Raw genomic sequence first — 17,944 nt, forward strand, 5'->3', positions numbered from 1 at the left:
GAAAACGGCCTCCCTAGGGTGCGAAACGAAGAGGTTACTCGGCGTACCGACTTCTATCGGGGCAACCGAGCAAAGCTCGTACTGGTTGGTATGGGGCGCCCTAGCATGCGGCAACGGGACCGCTTTGCCGAACTATTCGGAGTCGCCCCCATGAACCCTCTGAACTCTCATCGCAAGATCCGCGTATCCCCCAGCATGAGCCCCGGAATGAGTCGGCCTGTACAGGGCGGCCTGACTGTCACCGCCCTGGTTTTCGTCCCTCTGCTCGCCGTCGCGGGGAGCGACGGCTTCCGCGCCACCCTCGATTTCACCACCGGCGTCCTGTCGCTGGTGTCGCTCAGCGCGGCCGTCGCCTGGGGCCTGCTGGCCACGGACCGGCTGTTCCTCTCCACCCGTCAGCGGATCATCTGCCAGGGCATCCACCGGGCCACGGCCATCGCCGCGCTCGGCTTCCTGCTGCTGCACGGCACCGTGAAGATCGCCCTCGGGCACGTCTCCGTGATCGGCGCCCTCATACCCTTCGGCCTCGGTGTCACGGGTACGGCGGGGCTGATCGGCTTCGGGTCGCTGGCCGGGCTCCTCATGGTCGTCACGGCCGCGACCGGTGCCCTGCGCAGCGCGTTCGCCCACCCCTCGCCCACGGCCACCCGGCTCGGACAGTCGCTGGGCTCGCCCCGGGAGGCGGGCGGGATCGCGGGCCGGTGGCGCGCTCTGCACGCCCTGGCCTACCCGGCCTGGTGCGCCGCGCTGATCCACGGCCTGTACGCGGGCCGGGCACCGGCCACCTGGGTCGTCGTGATGTACGGCCTCTGCCTCACCGCCGTCGCCGGCGCTCTCTGCCTGCGGCTGCTGCCGCGCCCGACGAAGCGCCGCATCACCGACCGGATCACCACGCTGATGAACGCGGACGCGGGCTTCGACACCCCGGACCCGGTGTTGCGCGCGTCCTCACGGCCCGGCACGGAGCGCGAGGCGCCTGCGGGAGACCCTGCCGGGTGGAGCGAGCCGGACCGGGAGGTCCGGGGCACTCCGGTGCGCCCGCGCACCCTGTCGGCGCCGGCACCACCGCCGATGCCACCGCCCGTACCGCTGTCCGGTTCGCTGCACGCGCCGCACGAGACGCACTCCCTGCACGAGGCGCCGACGGAACTGCTGTACGGGGTCCAGCCCCAGGCGTACGAGCCACCGCCCCGCAGCTCCGACCGGCTCGCCGACGAGCCGACGGGCGGGCCGGGCATCGGAACGGCGGGCGGCTCCGGGATCGGATCGGCGGGCGGGCCGGGCATATCGGCCGGATACCGCTTCGTCTCGCAGGCCGGGGACGCCACACGCCCGCCCGGCTCCAGATGGCCGGCCCCGTCCCCCGCACCGCCCGCACAGGCCCACCACGGCCCGCAAGGAGCCGAACACACCTACGCGCCCCCGCAGGAACCGCCGCTGTACACACCACCGCTCCACACCACGCCTCCGTACGAGACACCGACGTACGGCACCTCTGCGCACGGCACGCCGACCCACAGCACGCCGACTTACAGCGCCCCCACCTACAGCGCACCGACCTACAGCACAGCTGACGCGACGCCTTCTTTCGACAGCGCCCAGACCAGCAGCGGCCAGACCAGCAGCGCCCGGACGCCCGCCTACGAAGTGCCTTACGAAGCGCCTTACGAAGCCACCTACGTACCCGCCTACGAGTCACCGTCCCGGGCCGCCCCCTCGGCCGGCCCCTCCACCACAGCCACCCACAGCACTCCCACTCCCGGCACCGGCGCTGAGCCGTCGGCCGGACCGTTCTCCGCGCCCCCGGCCGGCGAACCGTGGCACGCACCCGCAGGAGACCGACCGTGAATGCCCCTCTTCCCGACGTTCCCGAGGTCCGCGTCGTCGGCCTGCCGCAGCTGACCACCGGCTTCGACCTGGTGGAGCGGCTCGACCTCGCCATGCACCTGAAGGTGCACGGACCCCTCGAACCGATGACCGGCGAGCGGCTGGCGGGGCTGGCCGAGGCGATATCCCTGCGCGGGCGGGGCGGCGCCGGATTCCCCTTCGGGAAGAAGCTGCGGGCCGTGGCGAAGGCGTCCATCCGGCGCGGTGTGCGGCCCGTCGTCGTGATCAACGGGAGCGAGGGCGAGCCCGCCTGCCGCAAGGACACCGTCCTGCTCAACCGCGCCCCGCACCTGATCCTGGACGGCGCCCTGCTGGCCGCCGAGGCGCTCGGCGCGCGCACCCTGGTCGTCGCCGTGACCCGTAACTCCACCGAGGTCTCCGTACGCGCGGCGCTGGCCGAGCGCGGCCTCTCCGACCGGCGCGGCCAGCAACTGCGCGCCCGGGTGATCCGCACCCCGGAGCGCATGGTCTCCGGCGAGGCGTCCTCGGTGATCCGGGCGGCGAACGGCGGCCCGGCCCTGCCACCCGGCCGGCGCGAGCGGGCGGCGGAGACCGGGGTCGGCGGCTCACCGACCCTGCTGTCGAACGCGGAGACGTACGCCCAGCTCGCCGTGGCCGCCCGGATCGGCCCCCGCCGCTACGGGCACACCGGGCTGCCGGACGAACCCGGCACCGTCCTGCTGACCGTCTCCGGCGCCGTGGCGCGGCCCATGGTCGTCGAGGTGCCGACCGGGGTGCCGCTGCGGTACATCCTCCAGCTGGCCGGAGCCCCGCCGCTCCCCCAGGGTGTGCTGACCGGCGGGTACCACGGCAACTGGATCGACGCGGTCGCCTCCCACAACGCGGTCATATCCCGCGAGTCCCTGGCCACCGTCGGCGGCGCGCTCGGTGCGGGCGCGATCCTGCCGATCGGGCCGGACACCTGCCCGCTCGGCGAGTCCCTCCGGATCGCGAACTGGCTGGCCGCCGAGACCGCCGGGCAGTGCGGCCCGTGCAAGCTGGGGCTCCCCGCGGCGGCCGGCGGCCTCTCCGACGTGCTGAACGGCGGCGGGCCCGCCGCGCTGGAGGCCCTGCGCGAGGTGACCCAGGCCGTGAAGGGCCGGGGCGCGTGCAAGCATCCGGACGGGTCGGCGCGGTTCTTCATGTCGACGCTGTCGGCGTTCACCGACGACCTCGCCGCCCATGTCCTGGACGGCGGCTGCGGCCGCGAGACGGTCGGGGTGCTGCCGCTGCCCGCCTCCGGCTACCAGGACGTGGAGGAGTCGATCCCGAGCGGCGAGAAGCTGGCGGTGGACTGGACGCTCTGCCAGGGGCACGGCCTCTGCGCGGACATCGTCCCCGAGCTCATCAGACTGAGCCCCGACGGCTATCCGGCGCTGGCGGACGCCTCGGTCCCCATGCATCTGCGCGGACGCGCCCAGCGGGCTGTACGGCGCTGTCCCGCGCTGGCCCTGCGGATCGAGCAGCCGGCCGCCGCCGAGCGGCAGCAACAGCGGCCCGCCCTGCCCGCCGTCAACCGGCGGGCCCTGGGCAGCGGACGCGACTGACCGGACCGCACAGGACGAAAGAAGCGGGCCACCCGGATCGGGTGGCCCGCTTCTTCACTGCCAAGATTGTGGATCTTGTGGAGCTAAGGAGAATTGAACTCCTGACCTCCTGCATGCCATGCAGGCGCTCTACCAACTGAGCTATAGCCCCTTGCTGCTTGCCGCCCGGTTTCCCTTGGCGACATCGAGAACATTACACGGTCCCCCCGGTGCTTCACCAAATCGTTTCCCATGCATGCCCATATGCCCGAATTATCCTGAGCGTTGAGCCGTCAGCCGCAGGTCAGAGGCCCGGAGGATCATGCCGTCGCGAAGGAGTAGAACCGCTTGAGCGTGCAGTGCTCCTCCAGGAGCCGCCCGTAGATCGGCTCCCCCTCCAGCTCCCGGTAGGTCTCGATGGGGTCGCCTTTTATGATCAGCGCCCGGGCGCATTCCTCGCACCAGTACTGGTATTCCGGGTTGATCGGGTCCATGTCCCTGACAATGGGCGTACCGCTGCCGCACCAGTCGCACTTACGCCTGTGTGCACCCATCAGTCAGCTCCAGCTGTGGCCGCAGGCCGTGCACACGTAGGAGACCCCTCCGTTGTCGCCCAGAACCTGGGCCACGTGGGACGAACCGCAGGACGGACAGCCGAGCCGGGATCGATCTTCGGACGTTACGGGACCGGGGGACGGGGCCGGGACAAGGGGCAGGCCGGGGACGTGTTCGCGACTCGCAGGCATCGCGCTCCCTCCCGATCGGTCCGTCGCCCCCTCCGGCGCTCCGATTCTGCCATGACCCCGCAAGGGGGTCAGCCCGCTTCACGCCCCCTATGCAGAAGATCCCGCCCCCAGACGGGGACGGGATCTTCGATTGTGGAGCTAAGGAGAATTGAACTCCTGACCTCCTGCATGCCATGCAGGCGCTCTACCAACTGAGCTATAGCCCCGCTGTTCGCTCTGTTTCCCTGCGTTTCCGCGCTGCGAACAAGAAGAACTTTAGCCTGTGACCTGCCGGAAAGTGAAATCCGGCCGTGGCCGCCCGTGGACGGCCCGCGAACAGCGGCCGAGCGGCCCCAGGGGGCGGCCTAGTCGTCGTCGCCGAGGACCGGCTCCGGCAGCGTGCCGGCGTTGTGCTCCAGCAGGCGCCAGCCACGCGCACCCTCGCCCAGGACGGACCAGCAGCAGTTCGACAGCCCGCCGAGCCCCTCCCAGTGGTGCGCCTCCAGGCCGAGGAGACGGCCGATCGTCGTCCTGATCGTGCCGCCGTGGCTGACCACGACGAGCGTGCCGTCGACGGGCAGCTTCTCGGCGTGCTCCAGGACGACCGGCGCGGCCCGGTCGGCGACCTCGGTCTCCAGCTCACCGCCGCCCCTGCGCACCGGCTCGCCGCGCTTCCAGGCGGCGTACTGCTCGCCGTACCGCTCGACGATCTCCCCGTGCGTCAGGCCCTGCCATTCCCCCGCGTACGTCTCACGGAGTGCGGCGTCGTGGGCCACGGTGAGGCCGGTGACGGCGGCGAGCTCGGCGGCCGTGGCAGCCGCCCGCCGGAGGTCGGAGGCGACGAGGGCGTCGGGCTGCAGCGAGGCGAGCAGCCGGGCGGCCCTGCGGGCCTGCCCGACGCCCTCCTCGGTGAGCTCGATGTCCGTGGAGCCCTGGAATCGGCGCTCCAGGTTCCACGCGGTCTGGCCGTGACGCCAGAGGACGATCCTGCGGCCCCGGCCGCTGCGACTGCCGTTCAGCTCTGGTCACCTTCCGTGCTGCCGTTGAGCTGTGCGTGCTCCTCGGCCTTGCCTCGGGTCCTGACCGCGTCCTCGGGGAGGGCGATCTCCGGGCAGTCCTTCCACAGGCGCTCCAGCGCGTAGAAGACGCGCTCCTCGCTGTGCTGGACGTGGACGACGATGTCGACGTAGTCGAGGAGGATCCAGCGGGCGTCGCGGTCGCCCTCACGGCGCACCGGCTTGGCGCCGAGCTCCTTCTGGAGCTTCTCCTCGATCTCGTCGACGATCGACTTGACCTGGCGGTCGTTGGGGGCCGAGGCCAGCAGGAAGGCGTCGGTGATCGACAGCACATCGCTGACGTCGTAGGCGATGATGTCGTGCGCGAGCCGGTCGGCGGCCGCCTGAGCGGCGGCGTTGATGAGCTCGATGGAGCGGTCCGTGGCGGTCACATGCAGGCTTTCGTCGGCGGTCGGATGCAACCTCTAGGGTCTCACGGACCGCCGACAGCCCCTCCCGCCGACGATTACCTGCTCTTGCCGTCCCGCTACTTGCTCTTGTAGTCCTGCCCCAGCACGGCGGACACGTCCGCGTTGGCGGCCGGCTCGCCCTTCTTCACGGCATCGGCGGGCAGCCCCAGGGTCTTGGCGACCTCGGTGGCCTTCCCCTTGTCCCCGGCGCTCCGGTAGAGCACGACGGACTCGGCCTCGGTCTCGGCCTTGCCGCTGTCCACGAAGGCGTAACCGCCGTTGACCAGCGTGATCCGGGCGGATTCGCCTGCGTCGGCGTTCCCGGTGGCGTTGCGGACGGCGACCCTCAGGGGCGCGCCCTCCTCGGGAGCCTTCACCGTGCCGCCGAGGATGTCCTTGACGACGCTGCGGGTGGCCGCGTCGGTGAGGGTGCCGTCGTCCTGGACCGGCAGCATCGCCGTCTTGTAGTCGCCGACCTTGGCCCGGGACGCCAGCTTGGCGAGCGAGGCCCCGAGGTCCTTCTCGGGCAGCGACGGGTCCAGGACCTGTGCCAGCGTCTCCACGGTGACGGTCGCGGCCTTGGGGTCCTCCGAGATCTTGCGCAGCACCGCGCGCATGACCTCGCCGAACCGCGCCAGCTGCTTGGCCTCGGCCTCCCCCGGCGCGAGGTAGGTGGCGTACGCGACGGCCATCGGGCCGCTGAGCGTCTGCGCCTCCCCCTTCTTCACCAGGGGCGCGGCACCCTTCTTGGCGTCGGGCACATCGATGTCGGTGTCCATCTCGATGTTGCCGACCTGTTCGACGAGGATCTCCAGGTACGGGGTGTCCAGCCGCCAGGTGCCGCTGATCCTGGTGCCGAGAAGGGTCTCGATCGACTCCCTGGTGCCGGTCCTGCCGTCGTCGTCGACGGACTTGCCCAGCGTGGTGGTGGTTCCGTCGTCACCGGCGACGGCGAGGGTGTTGGGCAGCAGGACGGTGGTGCCCTGCTTGGTGGTGGCGTTGTCGACGAGCAGAGCTGTCGACGTGCCGCCCTTCTTGGTGTTGTGCAGGTGCACCACGATCACGTCGCGCTGCTGCGCGCCGACGGCGACGGACTTCTTCTCCTCCGGGCCCGAGAGGCCGGGAAGCATGTCGGCGGACCAGAGGTACCCGACGCCGCCGACCACCACGAGCACGGCGACGACGATCAGCGCGATCATCCGGTTGCGGCCCTTGCGCCGCGCCTCCTCGCGCCGTTCGCTGCGGCTCTCGGTGAACTTCAGCCAGTCGATGACGTCTTCGGAGTCCTCGTCGGGCTCCTCGATGAACGAGAACTGCTCGGTGCGGTAGTCCGGCGCGGAGCCGCGCTGCCCGGGGACGGAGGGGTCCGCCTCGGTCTCGGGCTCCGGCTCGGGGGCGCGCTCGCGCGTGGGCTGCTGGGTCTGCTGGGTCTGCTGCGGGGCGTGTTGCGGTGCCTGTTCCGGTGCGGGGGCGGTGCCCTGCTGCGGGATGTTCCACTGGCCGGTGTCGACGGCGGCGGGCTGCTGCCCGGTGGCGTAGCCGTAGTCGGTGTAGCCCCCGTAGCCGTACCCCTGGCCTTGACCTTGGGCCTGGCCTTGACCTTGGCCTTGGACCTGGCCGTAGCCCTGGTCGGTGCCTTGGCCGCTCTGGTCCTGCTGCTGGGCCTGCTGTCCCGCGTACGGGTCGTAGGGCTGCTGGGACCGGCCGTACGGGTCGTATCCGTACCCCGACCCCGACCCCGCGTCCGAGGCCTGCCCCTGCGCCTGGCCCTGTCCCTGCTGGGCGGCGTAGGGGTCGTACTGCTGCCCGCTCTGCTGCTGCCCTTGCTGCTGGTACACCGGCTGCCCGTACTCGTCGTAGCCGATGATCTGCGGCTGCTGGTAGTACGGGTCGTGTCCGTACGGGTTCTGTCGGTCGTTCACCGGTGCCCCTCTCCGTGGCTCAGTCGCCGCGGTACAGCTGGCGCTTGTCGATGTAGCGGACCACGCCGTCCGGCACCAGGTACCAGACCGGCTCCCCCTGCGCGACCCTCTCACGGCAGTCCGTGGACGAGATCGCCAGCGCGGGCACCTCCACGAGGGAGACGCCGCCCTCGGGGAGTCCGTCGTCCGTGAGGACGTGACCCGGCCGGGTCACACCGATGAAGTGGGAGAGCGAGAACAGCTCCTCCGCGTCACGCCAGGTGAGGATCTGGGCGAGCGCGTCGGCGCCGGTGATGAAGAAGAGGTCCGCGTCGCCGTGGACCTCGCGCAGGTCCCGCAGCGTATCGATGGTGTACGTCGGTCCGCCACGGTCGATGTCGCTGCGGCTGACCGAGAACTGCGGGTTGGACGCGGTGGCGATGACCGTCATCAGATAGCGGTCCTCGGCCGGGGAGACCGTCTTGTGGCTCTTCTGCCACGGCTGCCCGGTCGGGACGAACACGACCTCGTCGAGATGGAACTGGGCGGCCACTTCACTGGCCGCCACCAGGTGTCCATGATGGATCGGGTCGAACGTCCCGCCCATGACGCCGATCCGGCGCTTCTCGGGGCCGGTAGGCACTTCCTGCTCTCCCATGCGTGCAGAGCCTACTGGCACAGCTGTACGCCTCTGACTCAGCGGTCGCGGTTGAAGCGGGTGGTGACCCAGAGCAGGAACATCAGCCCGAGGAAGGCGAGGCCGCCGACGAGGTAGGGGTTGAGGCTTTCGTGGTTGCCGCCGCCCCCGCCTCCGGAGGCGAGGGTGACCAGATCGTGTGCGGTGCTCGTGAGGCTCATCTTCGGCAGGACCTATCGATCGTGAGTCGGAAGGAAGACGTCGGGCACATCGTATGCGGGGCCTCCGGGCACGCTCACGCCGACTCAGTCGTTGTCATCGTTGTTGCGGTATCCGCGCAGCAGGAACCAGGCGAGCAGCACCGCTCCGACGATCGAGGCCAGCAGCACGATCCGGAGGGTGGCACCGGGTCCCTGGTCCTCGGATACGGCGGCGAGAGTGAAGGCGATGTGCGGCATTCCGGGCGCTCCTCATAGTTATCCACAGCCCCCCGCACACCGTAGCGCCAGCGCATACGCTGGGTTTTGTCCGGGGGACGAGCGACGTCTCGTACGAACAGGGGGCCATCCATGACCGACACCAGTCACGAGAACGTGCCGAGCAGGGCGCGCAGGCGATTTCCCGGGATCTCCTCCCGGGCCTACGAGCACCCGGCGGACCGCTCGGCCCTGGTGGCCCTGCGCCGGCTCACCGGTTTCGACACCGTCTTCAAGGCGCTGAGCGGGCTGCTCCCGGAGCGGAGCCTGCGGCTGCTCTTCCTCTCCGACTCCGTGCGGGTGAGCGAGGCGCAGTTCGCGCACCTCCACGACATGCTGCGCGACGCGTGTTACATCCTGGACCTGGAGAAGGTCCCGCCGATGTACGTCAAGCAGGACCCGCAGCCGAACGCCATGTGCATCGGGATGGACGAGCCGATCATCGTGGTCACCACCGGCCTGGTCGAGCTGCTCGACGAGGAGGAGATGCGGGCGGTGGTGGGCCACGAGGTGGGCCACGCGCTCTCCGGCCACTCGGTGTACCGGACGATACTGCTGTTCCTGACCAACCTGGCCGTGAAGGTCGCCTGGATCCCGCTGGGGAACGTGGCGGTCATGGCCATAGTGACGGCGCTGCGCGAGTGGTTCCGCAAGTCGGAGCTCTCCGCCGACCGGGCCGGGCTGCTGGTGGGCCAGGACATCCAGGCCTCGATGCGCGGTCTGATGAAGATCGCCGGCGGCAACCACCTCCACGAGATGAACGTGGACGCCTTCCTCGCCCAGGCCGACGAGTACGAGAAGGGCGGGGACCTGCGGGACTCGGTCCTCAAGATCCTCAATGTGCTGCCCCGGTCGCACCCCTTCACCACGGTGCGGGCCGCCGAGCTGAAGAAGTGGTCGGAGACCCGGGACTTCCAGCGGATCATGGACGGCCACTACCCGCGGCGCGACGAGGACAAGGACGCCTCGGTGACGGACTCCTTCCGGGAGTCGGCCACGCACTACGCCGACACCGTGCGGACGAGCAAGGACCCGCTGATGAAGCTGGTCGGTGACATCGCCGGAGGCGCCGGAGACCTGGGCGGCAAGCTGCGCGACAAGTTCACCGGAGGCGCCGGGGCCGCCCGGGGCGGTTCCGCTACGGGCTCGGACGGTACTCCCGGAGGGCCTGAGGGGACGGAGGGGCCTGAGGAGGGGCCTCGGAAGGCGTAGGGGCGCTCAGCGGCGCCAGGGTCCCGCAGAGGGCCGCGGTGGGTCGGCCGGCCGCGTACGGGTCGGTGGGCGCGGGGCCCCGGTCGTCGGCCCGCTCCCCCGCCAGGAGCGGGCGCAGCGCCCCCGCCTGGCCGGACGAGCAGGACTGCGGCCCGGCCTGTACGTGGGCGGTGCGCAGCTCCAGCCGGTGCAGCCGCAGGTCCTCGCGGTCGAAGCGGAAGCGCAGCTCGCGCCGGACGGTGAAGAGCGAGGCGCCGTCCTCCTTGCGGGGGCCTGTCGCCAGGCGCAGGGCGTAGGTGAAGGTGTGGTCCGAGACGACCTCCAGGGTGCCCGCGCCGTCCTCCGCGTACGCGAAGGTGCCCTGGACCCGGATCCCCGGGTCCGCGAGCTCCACCCGGGCCGGGTCGAAGCGGACCAGCCAGCCGGTGGCGGCGTGGAGGCCGTCGTCGGCGGGGCTGCTCATGGACCGTTCGAACTGGCCGCGCTGGTCCGGGTCCAGGAGCTGCTCGACGGGCCTGCGGACCTGGCCGGTGAGGACGTCCGGGTTGAGCGAGGACTCCACCAGGTAGTCCTTGGCGATGGCGAGGGCGGTGGTGATCTGGCTGTCCGAGAAGTTCTGCGTGCGCCGTACGGAAGGGAAGTTGATGCCCTCGCCACCGGTCCGGAAGCCGGAGAGTGGTGCGGCCCGGTAGAGCCGCTCGGGTGATCCGGCGGGTACGGCTCCGCGCGGGGCGAGGGGCACCACGGTGGTCCGGAGCGGTTCGGCCCGCCGGGTGACGGGCTGCGGATAGGGGTTGCGGAAGCCGATGTAGACGGCCGCGGCGAAGGCCAGGGCGATGAGGACGACCAGCACGATGGCGGCCCGGGAGCCGTGGTGGGCGGGGGCCACCGGCTCCGGCAGGGTCCGCACGGCGCGGGCGGGCTCGCCCATCCGCTCCTGGGCCGAGAACTCCTGCATGCGGGCACTGCGGATGAACGATTCGTCGAAGACGAGCGAGCGGTACTCGTCCTCGCCGCCCTCGGGGTTCTCGGGCGGGCCGTTCGGCGGTTCTGAGCGGCCTGTCATGACGTCTCTCCCGCATCTCCGCACCACCGGGTCCAGCGCGGCGCGCAACGGTCTGCTTCGGCCGCCGGGCGTCCGGCAGCGAGAAGCCCCCCGGGAAGCGAGGGGTCACATCTTCAGAGTAGGTCGATCGGCGGTGACGTAAACGCGGAGAGCGGCGCGAAGTGGCGGCCGGGACCACCGCCGTACGGGTGATGGACGGGCAGTTACCCGACGCTGGGCCGCTCAGGGGGCGTGGGGCGTGGCGGAGACCGTCGGGCGCGCGTGCTCCACGGCGGCCGGCGGAATGGCGCCCGGCTGGTCCACCCCGCTGGTCGCGGGCGGCGGCACCGGGTCCTGGCGGTTCGCCGAGGTGCCCCGGTAGACGGCGGAGAAGGCGAGGGCGACCATACCGACGCCCATCACCAGGGCCAGCAGCCAGGCGACCGGGCGGTGCCAGCGGGCGGCGCCCCGGTAGCCGCCCGGCCCGTAGGAGCCTGGACCGGCGTCGTCGTCGGGGTCGTAGTCGAGGTCCTGCGGGTCGTGGTGGGCCCTGGAGCGGCCGTACGAGCCGTATTCGCCGTCCGTGGGGCGGCGACTGCGGCGGGTCCGGGCGGCTTCGGCCTGCGCGCGGGCCTCGGCGGCGGCCAGGAGCCGCTCCACGGCGGTGGGTTCATGGACGGTGGCGGCCCGGACGAAGTCCTCGTCGAACACCACGGAGGCGAAGTCCTTGTCCGCGCCCCCGCGGTCGTCGTCGGGCTCCCAGCCGTCCTGGAACGGCTTGCCCCCCACGTCGTCCGGCACGGACTCAGCGTAGCCGTGCCGGGACGTTTTGGGCAGGCGCTCCGGAAAGTCGCCGGGCCGGCGGGAGGGGGAACATGCGGACGGGCCATGCCCCGCACGCGTCAGGCCGCCGGGGCTACCGGGTGTGGCCGTCGCCGGTGACGATGTACTTCGTCGAGGTCAGCTCCGGCAGCCCCATCGGGCCGCGGGCGTGCAGCTTCTGGGTGGAGATGCCGATCTCGGCGCCGAAGCCGAACTGCCCGCCGTCCGTGAAGCGGGTGGAGGCGTTGACGGCGACCGTGGTCGAGTCGACCAGCTGGGTGAAGCGGCGGGCGGCCGCCTGCGAGGTGGTCACGATCGCCTCGGTGTGGCCGGAGGACCAGAGGCGGATGTGCGACACGGCCGCGTCCAGCGAGTCCACGACGGCCGCCGCGATGTCGTACGAGAGGTACTCGGTCTCCCAGTCCTCCGTCGTCGCCGCGACCACGGTGGCCTTGGTGGACTCGGCGTGGGCGAGGACCTGCTCGTCGCCGTGGACGGTGACTCCGGCCTCGGCCAGCGCGTCCAGGGCGAGCGGCAGGAAGGCGTCGGCGACGTCCTTGTGGACGAGGAGGGTCTCGGCGGCGTTGCAGACGCTGGGGCGCTGGGCCTTGGAGTTGATCAGGATGTCGACGGCCATCGACAGGTCCGTCTCGGCGTCGACGTAGACGTGGCAGTTGCCGGTGCCGGTCTCGATGACGGGGACCGTGGACTCCTCGACGACCGTACGGATCAGGGAGGCGCCGCCGCGCGGGATGAGGACGTCGACGAGGCCGCGGGCGCGCATCAGCTCCCGTACCGAGTCGCGGCTCTCGCCCGGGACGAGCTGTACCGCGTCGGCCGGGAGGCCCGAGCCGCCGACCGCGTCGCGCAGGACCCGGACCAGGGCCGTGTTGGAGGCGTACGCGGAGGAGGAGCCGCGCAGCAGGACCGCGTTGCCGGACTTCAGGCAGAGGGCGGCGGCGTCCACGGTGACGTTGGGGCGGGCCTCGTAGATGATGCCGACCACGCCGAGCGGGACGCGGACCTGGCGGAGGTCGATGCCGTTGGGCAGCGTGGAGCCGCGCACCACCTCGCCGACCGGGTCGGGCAGCGCCGCCACGTCCCGTACGTCGGCGGCGATGGCGCGGATGCGCTCCGGGGTGAGGGTGAGCCGGTCAATGATGCCCTCGCCCGTGCCGGCCTCGCGGGCCTTCTCGACGTCCTGCGCGTTGGCCTCGACGATCTCGGCCGTCCGCACTTCCAGGGCGTCGGCGATGGCCAGCAGCGCGTCGTCCTTGGCCGCGCGCGGAAGTGGCGCGATATCGGCGGCGGCGGCGCGGGCCCGGTAGGCGGTCTGCGCGACCGGGGAGAGGTTGTCGTAGGGCGAGAGCGTGGTCATGCCCGCAGAGTAATGCGCGCTCTGCGGGCATACGGCACGTATCCCGTGATGCGAGACGGCCGACCCGAGGGGCGGACGCCTCGCCTCAGGGTCTTTCAGTAGGGGTGCACGCCGACGGGGGCGGCGGGCGGTGGCCCGTACCCCTCGGCGATGCGCAGGTGGTAGGTCTCGCGGTCGATGACTTCGAGGCCGACGATCTTCCACGGCGGCAGCTGGGCGGTGGATCGGTGCTCGCCCCAGAGCCGCAGCGCGACCGCGGCCGCGTCGTGCAGGTCGCGGGCCTCTTCCCAGTAGCGGATCTCCGCGTGGTCTCCTGCGTAGCGGCTGGTCAGCAGGAAGGGGTGGTCGTGTGCGAGCTGTTCCAGGCCGCGTCTCACCTCCCCCAGCGGTGTCTCGGTCCCCGAGACGCTGAGGGTGATGTGCCACAGTTTGGACTGCGGCCGGTCCTCCTGATTCGCCGTCACCGGCTCCTGTTCGGCGGTGCCTCCCAGGGGCGGGTTCCGGTCGAGATCCGCCCCCGCTCCGACACTCGTCAGGGCGCGGCTGCCCGTGCCTCGGGGCGACGCCCCCGGGCGCGCTCGTCTCACCGGCGGCCTCCTGTGATGTGTTGCTGTGCGGACCCCTGTTTCCCCACTACAAAGTGGACCAGTCCACGGCCTGGTCCGGGGCGGTTTTGGTAAAGGTCCCTGCCCGATGGCGGGACTTTCAGCCGTTTCAGGGGGTGAGGCGGGGCGTGAGGACGACGAGATCGTCCCTGTGTACGACCTCACGTTCGTAGGCGGGTCCCAGTTCACGGGCGAGGTCGCGGGTGGAGCGGCCGAGGAGCTGCGGGATCTCCTTCGCGTCGAAGTTGACGAGTCCGCGGGCGACCGGGGTGCCGCGCAGGTCGCGCAGCTCCACCGGGTCGCCGGCGCTGAACTCGCCCTCGACGGCGGAGATCCCGGCGGGCAGCAGCGAGGTACGGCGCTCGACGACGGCCCGTACGGCCCCGTCGTCCAGCGTGAGCGCGCCCTGCGGGGTGGAGGCGTGGGCGAGCCAGAGGAGCCGGTCGGCGGAGCGGCGGCCGGTGCGGTGGAAGTACGTACCGGTGTCGCGACCGGCCAGCGCGTCGGCGGCGCGGCTGGCGGAGGTGAGGACGACCGGCACGCCGGCGGCGGTGGCGATGTTGGCGGCCTCGACCTTGGTGACCATGCCGCCGGTGCCCACGCCCGCCTTGCCGGCGCTGCCGATGGTGACGCCCGCCAAGTCGCCGGGGCCGGTGATCTCGGCGATGCGGGAGGCGCCGGGGGTGCCGGGCGGGCCGTCGTAGAGGCCGTCGACGTCGGAGAGGAGGACCAGGAGGTCGGCGTGGACGAGGTGGGCGACGAGGGCGGCGAGCCGGTCGTTGTCGCCGAAGCGGATCTCGTCGGTGGCGACGGTGTCGTTCTCGTTGACGACGGGGACGGCGCCCATCTCCAGGAGCTTGTCCAGGGTGCTGTAGGCGTTGCGGTAGTGGGCGCGGCGGCTGGTGTCGTCGGCGGTGAGGAGCACCTGGCCGACGCGGACGCCGTACCGCGCGAAGGAGGCGGTGTAGCGGGCCACCAGGAGGCCTTGGCCGACGCTGGCGGCGGCCTGCTGGCGGGCGAGGTCCTTGGGCCTGCGGACCAGGCCGAGCGGGGCCAGCCCGGCGGCGATGGCACCGCTGGAGACGAGGACGACCTCGCGTTCGCCGCCGTCCCTGACCTTGGCCAGGACGTCGACGAGCGCGTCGACCCGGTCGGCGTCGAGGCCGCCGGAGGCGGTGGTGAGCGAGGAGGAGCCGACCTTGACGACGATCCTGCGGGCGCCGGTCACGGCCGCCGCCCGGCCGGACGGCCCGCGGCCCGGCACCGTACGCTCCGAAGGCCCGTGCTTGGGCACCGTACGGTCCGACGGCCTCTGCTCTGCCACGTGCTTCCTCGCTCTGGATCGCCCCGGTGTCCGGCGGGGCGCGCACCCGCCGCCCCGGCACAGCACAGTACGCGAGCGGCCGCCCCCGCTGCCTGCCGGTTTCGCCCGGTGGACACGTCCTAAGGGGCGTCCCCGATCGCGAGCATCCGGTCCACCACGCGGGCGGCGGCGCGGCCGTCGGAGGGCTCGCAGAAGTCGTCCCGGAATCGCGCGTACTTCTCCTGGTACTCCTCGCTCACCTCGTCGATGTTCCGGATCGCGGCGACCAGGTCCTCGGAGGTCTTGATCAGCGGCCCGGGGGCACGGGAGGTGAAGTCGAAGTAGAAGCCGCGCAGGGTGTCGCGGTAGTGCTCCAGGTCGTACGTGAAGAAGAGCATCGGCCGCCCGGAGTGCGCGAAGTCGAACAGCACCGAGGAGTAGTCCGTGATCAGCACGTCGGCGATCAGATAGAGGTCGGCGATGTCCGGGTAGTACGTGACGTCGTGGACGAAGCCCTGTCCGGCGCCGGGGATGGAGTCGAGGACCTTGTGGTGCTTGCGGTAGAGCAGTACGTGGTCCTCGCCGAGCTCGCGCCGCGCGGCCTCGACGTCGATGCGGTTGTCCAGCTTGAAGCGGCGGCCGCCGTAGCGCTGGTCGTCGCGCCAGGTCGGCGCGTACAGCACGACCTTCTTGTCCGCGGGGAGAGAGAGCTTCTTCCGTACGGCCTCGGCGCGCTCGGCGCGGTCGGGGGCGTGGAAGACGTCGTTGCGCGGGTAGCCCGCCTCCAGCACCTCGCACCGGAGGCGGAAGGCGTTGGTCATGATCGGGGTGGTGAAGGCGTTCGGGGTGATGAACAGGCTGTACTGGCTCGACCGTTGGGGCAGGCTCGCGATGTAGGCCAGGTTCGCCTTCGGGGTGCCGAGGAGGTCGGCGCCGATGCGCTTGAGCGGGGTGCCGTGCCAGGTCTGGACGACGACCTGGCCCTCGCGGCGGACGAACCACTCGCGGATGCCGCCGTTGGTGACGACGTACCGGCTGCGCGCCAGCGCCTCGTACCACTCCTGGCCGGCCCACTCCACGCCGCGTACGCCGGGCGGCAGGACGACCTGCTGGTCGTGGACCATCGCGATGTGCTCGACCTCGGTGCCGCGCCGCTTGAGCTCCTCGTAGACCGCGCGGGGCGAGTCGGAGAACTGTTTGCCGCCGAAGCTGTTGTAGAGCACGGCCTCGCGCAGCGGCAGCTTGCGCTGCTCGGGCGTGTGGACGTCGCGCATCAGGCGCTGGCGGTAGGCGGCGCGCAGCTCGGGGCCGAGGACCGGTCCCGACTCGATGAAGATCCGGTCGAAGTCGACGCGGTCCACGGTGTACGTGCGGTGCTCGCCTCGGTGGGAGAGCGGCAGTACGGGGACGAGGTCGGGGCGGAGCGTGACGGGCAGGTCGTGGGTGTGGTCCCACTCGGTGCGCCGGCGCAGCCGTGGCATCCACCGTCCGGCGCGCAGCGGCACGGTGCCCTCGTACGTCGGCATGGTGTCGGGGCGCAGGCGGGCGGTGAAGCGGCCGTCGGCGAAGTCGGCGGGCAGCGGGCGGTCCTCGTTGCGGCCGGTGTGGCGCAGGACCATCGTCATCCGCTCGGCCGGGCCGGTGTAGGTGCCGGAGAGGACCAGTTCGCCGTCGGCGCTCCACTCGACGGTGTCGACGACCGGCTGGACGGTGCGCAGCTGCGGGGTGAAGTTCCCGGCGCCGTCGGTGCGGATCGCCAGCTCGCGTCCGCCGGGCAACGGGTGGACGCCGGTGCGCAGGTGTTCGCCGTTGGTGGCGCGGCGGGTGGTGCCGTCGGCGAAGACGATGAGCGTGCGGTACGTGCGGCAGGTGCCGGGGGCGACGCCGTCGTCGGGGAGGGCGGCGAGGGGCAGCTCCGCGGTGTGGCGGAACCAGCCGTCGTCGCCGGTGCCGGTGTGCCGGAGCGGCAGGTCGATGGCGAAGCCGGTCGGCTCGTGGTCGATGCGCAGCGCGGCGGGGTGCTGGGCGGCGGGGGCCGTCACGCGGGAGCGGAGGGTGATCGTGAGGGTGTCGCCGTCGCACTCCTGGGCGTCGATCTCGGCGGGGACGACGTCGACGGTGAGCTTGAGGCGGTTGCGGTCGAAGCCGGCGACGAGCCGGACGCCGTCGTCCAGGACGCGGGTGAGGCTGTGTCCGGCCGCGCCCGCGCTGTTCTTGGTGACGCTGCCCACGGACATGCCGCCGGGGCGCGGGATGCCGATGCCCAGGCGCCAGGTGCCGGGCTGCCACCGGCCGCGCACCCGCAGCCGGCCCGGGTCGATGCCGATCTCGAAGCCGGACCGGTCGTAGTTGTGCAGGGCGCCTTTGGCCTCGGCGGTGGCGCGGGGCTCGTCGACCGTGCGCAGGCGGAGCGGGAGGGCGGAGCGGCTGCCCTGGCGGCGGAGTGCGGCGACGCGCAGGGAGCGTCTGCCGGTGGCCGAGGGGACGTTGGGGATGTAGGCGTAGCCCTTGACGAGGAGCTTGCCGCCTTCCCAGGCGAGGTCCAGGAGCTTGGCGCGTACGGGGAGTTCGCTGCGGTTGAAGTTGCGCACCGAGGACGGGAGCGAGGAGCTCTCGATGCCGGGCAGCTCGATCCGGGCCCGCCGCAGGCCCTTGACGGAGAAGGCGCCCGGGTTCTCCCGCTCGTAGTGGAGCAGCTCCGCCAGCTCCTCGCCGCGTCCGCTGGCCGCCAGGTGCCACTTGACCCGGGCCATCGGGGAGAACTGCCGCACGATCCTGGGGGCCGCTCGGTCCAGGAAGTCCTTGGCCGCGCTGTGGAAGGCGGGGCGCTCCTCGGCCGGGGTCTCGGGGAAGTACTTCATGAGCCGGCTGAGCTCTTCTGGGATCGCTTCGAGGGACGCCACGCGCGGAGTGCCTTTCCGAGGGAAAACGTACAGATGGTGAACCCCGGGAAAATGGGGTG

At 71.7% G+C, this 17,944-nt stretch carries 17 protein-coding genes and 2 tRNA genes; 3 read left to right on the plus strand and 16 right to left on the minus strand.

Annotation, left to right across the window (positions count from 1 at the left end):
- Positions 1-207: 207 nt before the first annotated feature.
- Together ACQP09_RS09585 and ACQP09_RS09590 are read left to right on the plus strand one after the other, a co-directional pair.
- Positions 208-1,848, plus strand: coding sequence for a hypothetical protein (locus ACQP09_RS09585; protein ID WP_433397575.1), 1,641 nt, complete (start codon positions 208-210; stop codon positions 1,846-1,848).
- Positions 1,845-3,434 (plus strand): ferredoxin, encoded by a 1,590-nt coding sequence (locus ACQP09_RS09590; protein ID WP_433397577.1) that lies wholly within the window; start codon positions 1,845-1,847, stop codon positions 3,432-3,434. The genes ACQP09_RS09585 and ACQP09_RS09590 overlap by 4 nt, the downstream gene beginning before the upstream one ends.
- Before the next feature lie 78 nt (positions 3,435-3,512).
- Here the strand turns inward: ACQP09_RS09590 and ACQP09_RS09595 are convergent.
- From ACQP09_RS09595 to ACQP09_RS09640, 10 genes are all read right to left on the minus strand, one after another.
- Positions 3,513-3,585 (minus strand) — tRNA-Ala (locus tag ACQP09_RS09595).
- 148 nt (positions 3,586-3,733) lie between these two features.
- The gene (locus ACQP09_RS09600) at positions 3,734-3,967 is read right to left on the minus strand and encodes a hypothetical protein (RefSeq protein ID WP_015608461.1); all 234 of its coding nucleotides are present in this window, start codon (positions 3,965-3,967) and stop codon (positions 3,734-3,736) included.
- Between the two features lie 3 nt (positions 3,968-3,970).
- Positions 3,971-4,159, minus strand: a complete 189-nt coding sequence (locus ACQP09_RS09605; protein ID WP_433397581.1) for a hypothetical protein — start codon at positions 4,157-4,159, stop codon at positions 3,971-3,973.
- Positions 4,160-4,292: 133 nt separating this feature from the next.
- Positions 4,293-4,365: transfer RNA gene (locus tag ACQP09_RS09610), tRNA-Ala, on the minus strand.
- 138 nt (positions 4,366-4,503) lie between these two features.
- Positions 4,504-5,157: a histidine phosphatase family protein gene (locus tag ACQP09_RS09615; protein WP_404058689.1), complete on the minus strand. Its 654-nt coding sequence runs from the start codon at positions 5,155-5,157 to the stop codon at positions 4,504-4,506.
- Positions 5,154-5,585, minus strand: a complete 432-nt coding sequence (rsfS, locus tag ACQP09_RS09620) for a ribosome silencing factor (protein WP_356750299.1) — start codon at positions 5,583-5,585, stop codon at positions 5,154-5,156. Before rsfS ends, ACQP09_RS09615 begins: the two co-directional genes overlap by 4 nt.
- 95 nt (positions 5,586-5,680) lie before the next feature.
- Complete coding sequence (locus ACQP09_RS09625; RefSeq protein ID WP_433397584.1) at positions 5,681-7,525, minus strand: LCP family protein; 1,845 nt, start codon at positions 7,523-7,525, stop codon at positions 5,681-5,683.
- Positions 7,526-7,544: 19 nt separating this feature from the next.
- Positions 7,545-8,162 carry a nicotinate-nucleotide adenylyltransferase gene (nadD, locus tag ACQP09_RS09630; protein ID WP_433397586.1) on the minus strand — a complete coding sequence of 206 codons (618 nt, stop codon included), beginning with the start codon at positions 8,160-8,162 and terminating at the stop codon, positions 7,545-7,547.
- Between the two features lie 38 nt (positions 8,163-8,200).
- Positions 8,201-8,362: a hypothetical protein gene (locus ACQP09_RS09635; RefSeq protein WP_433397588.1), complete on the minus strand. Its 162-nt coding sequence runs from the start codon at positions 8,360-8,362 to the stop codon at positions 8,201-8,203.
- Between the two features lie 84 nt (positions 8,363-8,446).
- The gene (locus ACQP09_RS09640; protein ID WP_432149217.1) at positions 8,447-8,599 is read right to left on the minus strand and encodes a hypothetical protein; all 153 of its coding nucleotides are present in this window, start codon (positions 8,597-8,599) and stop codon (positions 8,447-8,449) included.
- A gap of 111 nt (positions 8,600-8,710) precedes the next feature.
- On the opposite strand from ACQP09_RS09640, the gene ACQP09_RS09645 reads away from it, so the two are divergent.
- Positions 8,711-9,829: a M48 family metallopeptidase gene (locus ACQP09_RS09645; RefSeq protein ID WP_433397590.1), complete on the plus strand. Its 1,119-nt coding sequence runs from the start codon at positions 8,711-8,713 to the stop codon at positions 9,827-9,829.
- Here ACQP09_RS09645 and ACQP09_RS09650 read toward each other — a convergent pair.
- The 6 genes from ACQP09_RS09650 to ACQP09_RS09675 all read right to left on the minus strand — a co-directional run bounded on the left by ACQP09_RS09650 (position 9,756) and on the right by ACQP09_RS09675 (position 17,885).
- Entirely contained in the window at positions 9,756-10,895 is a 1,140-nt protein-coding gene (locus tag ACQP09_RS09650) for a hypothetical protein (RefSeq protein WP_433397592.1), read from the minus strand. The genes ACQP09_RS09645 and ACQP09_RS09650 overlap by 74 nt on opposite strands.
- Before the next feature lie 222 nt (positions 10,896-11,117).
- Entirely contained in the window at positions 11,118-11,675 is a 558-nt protein-coding gene (locus tag ACQP09_RS09655; RefSeq protein WP_432149214.1) for a hypothetical protein, read from the minus strand.
- Between the two features lie 115 nt (positions 11,676-11,790).
- On the minus strand, positions 11,791-13,074 hold the full coding sequence (locus ACQP09_RS09660; protein WP_433397594.1) for a glutamate-5-semialdehyde dehydrogenase: 1,284 nt from the start codon (positions 13,072-13,074) through the stop codon (positions 11,791-11,793).
- Between the two features lie 95 nt (positions 13,075-13,169).
- Entirely contained in the window at positions 13,170-13,661 is a 492-nt protein-coding gene (locus ACQP09_RS09665; RefSeq protein WP_433397596.1) for a hypothetical protein, read from the minus strand.
- A 127-nt stretch (positions 13,662-13,788) separates the two neighbouring features.
- On the minus strand, positions 13,789-14,907 hold the full coding sequence (gene proB, locus ACQP09_RS09670; protein WP_433406535.1) for a glutamate 5-kinase: 1,119 nt from the start codon (positions 14,905-14,907) through the stop codon (positions 13,789-13,791).
- Positions 14,908-15,122: 215 nt separating this feature from the next.
- Positions 15,123-17,885, minus strand: a complete 2,763-nt coding sequence (locus tag ACQP09_RS09675) for a CDP-glycerol glycerophosphotransferase family protein (protein ID WP_433397597.1) — start codon at positions 17,883-17,885, stop codon at positions 15,123-15,125.
- Between the last annotated feature and the right edge of the window lie 59 nt (positions 17,886-17,944).

Source organism: Streptomyces sp. CA-146814 (assembly GCF_050942385.1).
Taxonomy (GTDB): domain Bacteria; phylum Actinomycetota; class Actinomycetes; order Streptomycetales; family Streptomycetaceae; genus Streptomyces.

Excerpts from the sequence above, each read along its gene's own strand:
- ACQP09_RS09645 (WP_433397590.1), top strand. The coding sequence starts at position 8,711 with ATGACCGACACCAGTCACGAGAACGTGCCGAGCAGGGCGCGCAGGCGA.
- ACQP09_RS09635 (WP_433397588.1), bottom strand. The coding sequence starts at position 8,362 with ATGAGCCTCACGAGCACCGCACACGATCTGGTCACCCTCGCCTCCGGA.
- ACQP09_RS09650 (WP_433397592.1), bottom strand. The coding sequence starts at position 10,895 with ATGACAGGCCGCTCAGAACCGCCGAACGGCCCGCCCGAGAACCCCGAG.
- ACQP09_RS09605 (WP_433397581.1), bottom strand. The coding sequence starts at position 4,159 with ATGCCTGCGAGTCGCGAACACGTCCCCGGCCTGCCCCTTGTCCCGGCC.
- ACQP09_RS09640 (WP_432149217.1), bottom strand. The coding sequence starts at position 8,599 with ATGCCGCACATCGCCTTCACTCTCGCCGCCGTATCCGAGGACCAGGGA.
- ACQP09_RS09585 (WP_433397575.1), top strand. The coding sequence starts at position 208 with ATGAGTCGGCCTGTACAGGGCGGCCTGACTGTCACCGCCCTGGTTTTC.
- nadD (WP_433397586.1), bottom strand. The coding sequence starts at position 8,162 with ATGGGAGAGCAGGAAGTGCCTACCGGCCCCGAGAAGCGCCGGATCGGC.
- ACQP09_RS09660 (WP_433397594.1), bottom strand. The coding sequence starts at position 13,074 with ATGACCACGCTCTCGCCCTACGACAACCTCTCCCCGGTCGCGCAGACC.
- ACQP09_RS09600 (WP_015608461.1), bottom strand. The coding sequence starts at position 3,967 with ATGGGTGCACACAGGCGTAAGTGCGACTGGTGCGGCAGCGGTACGCCC.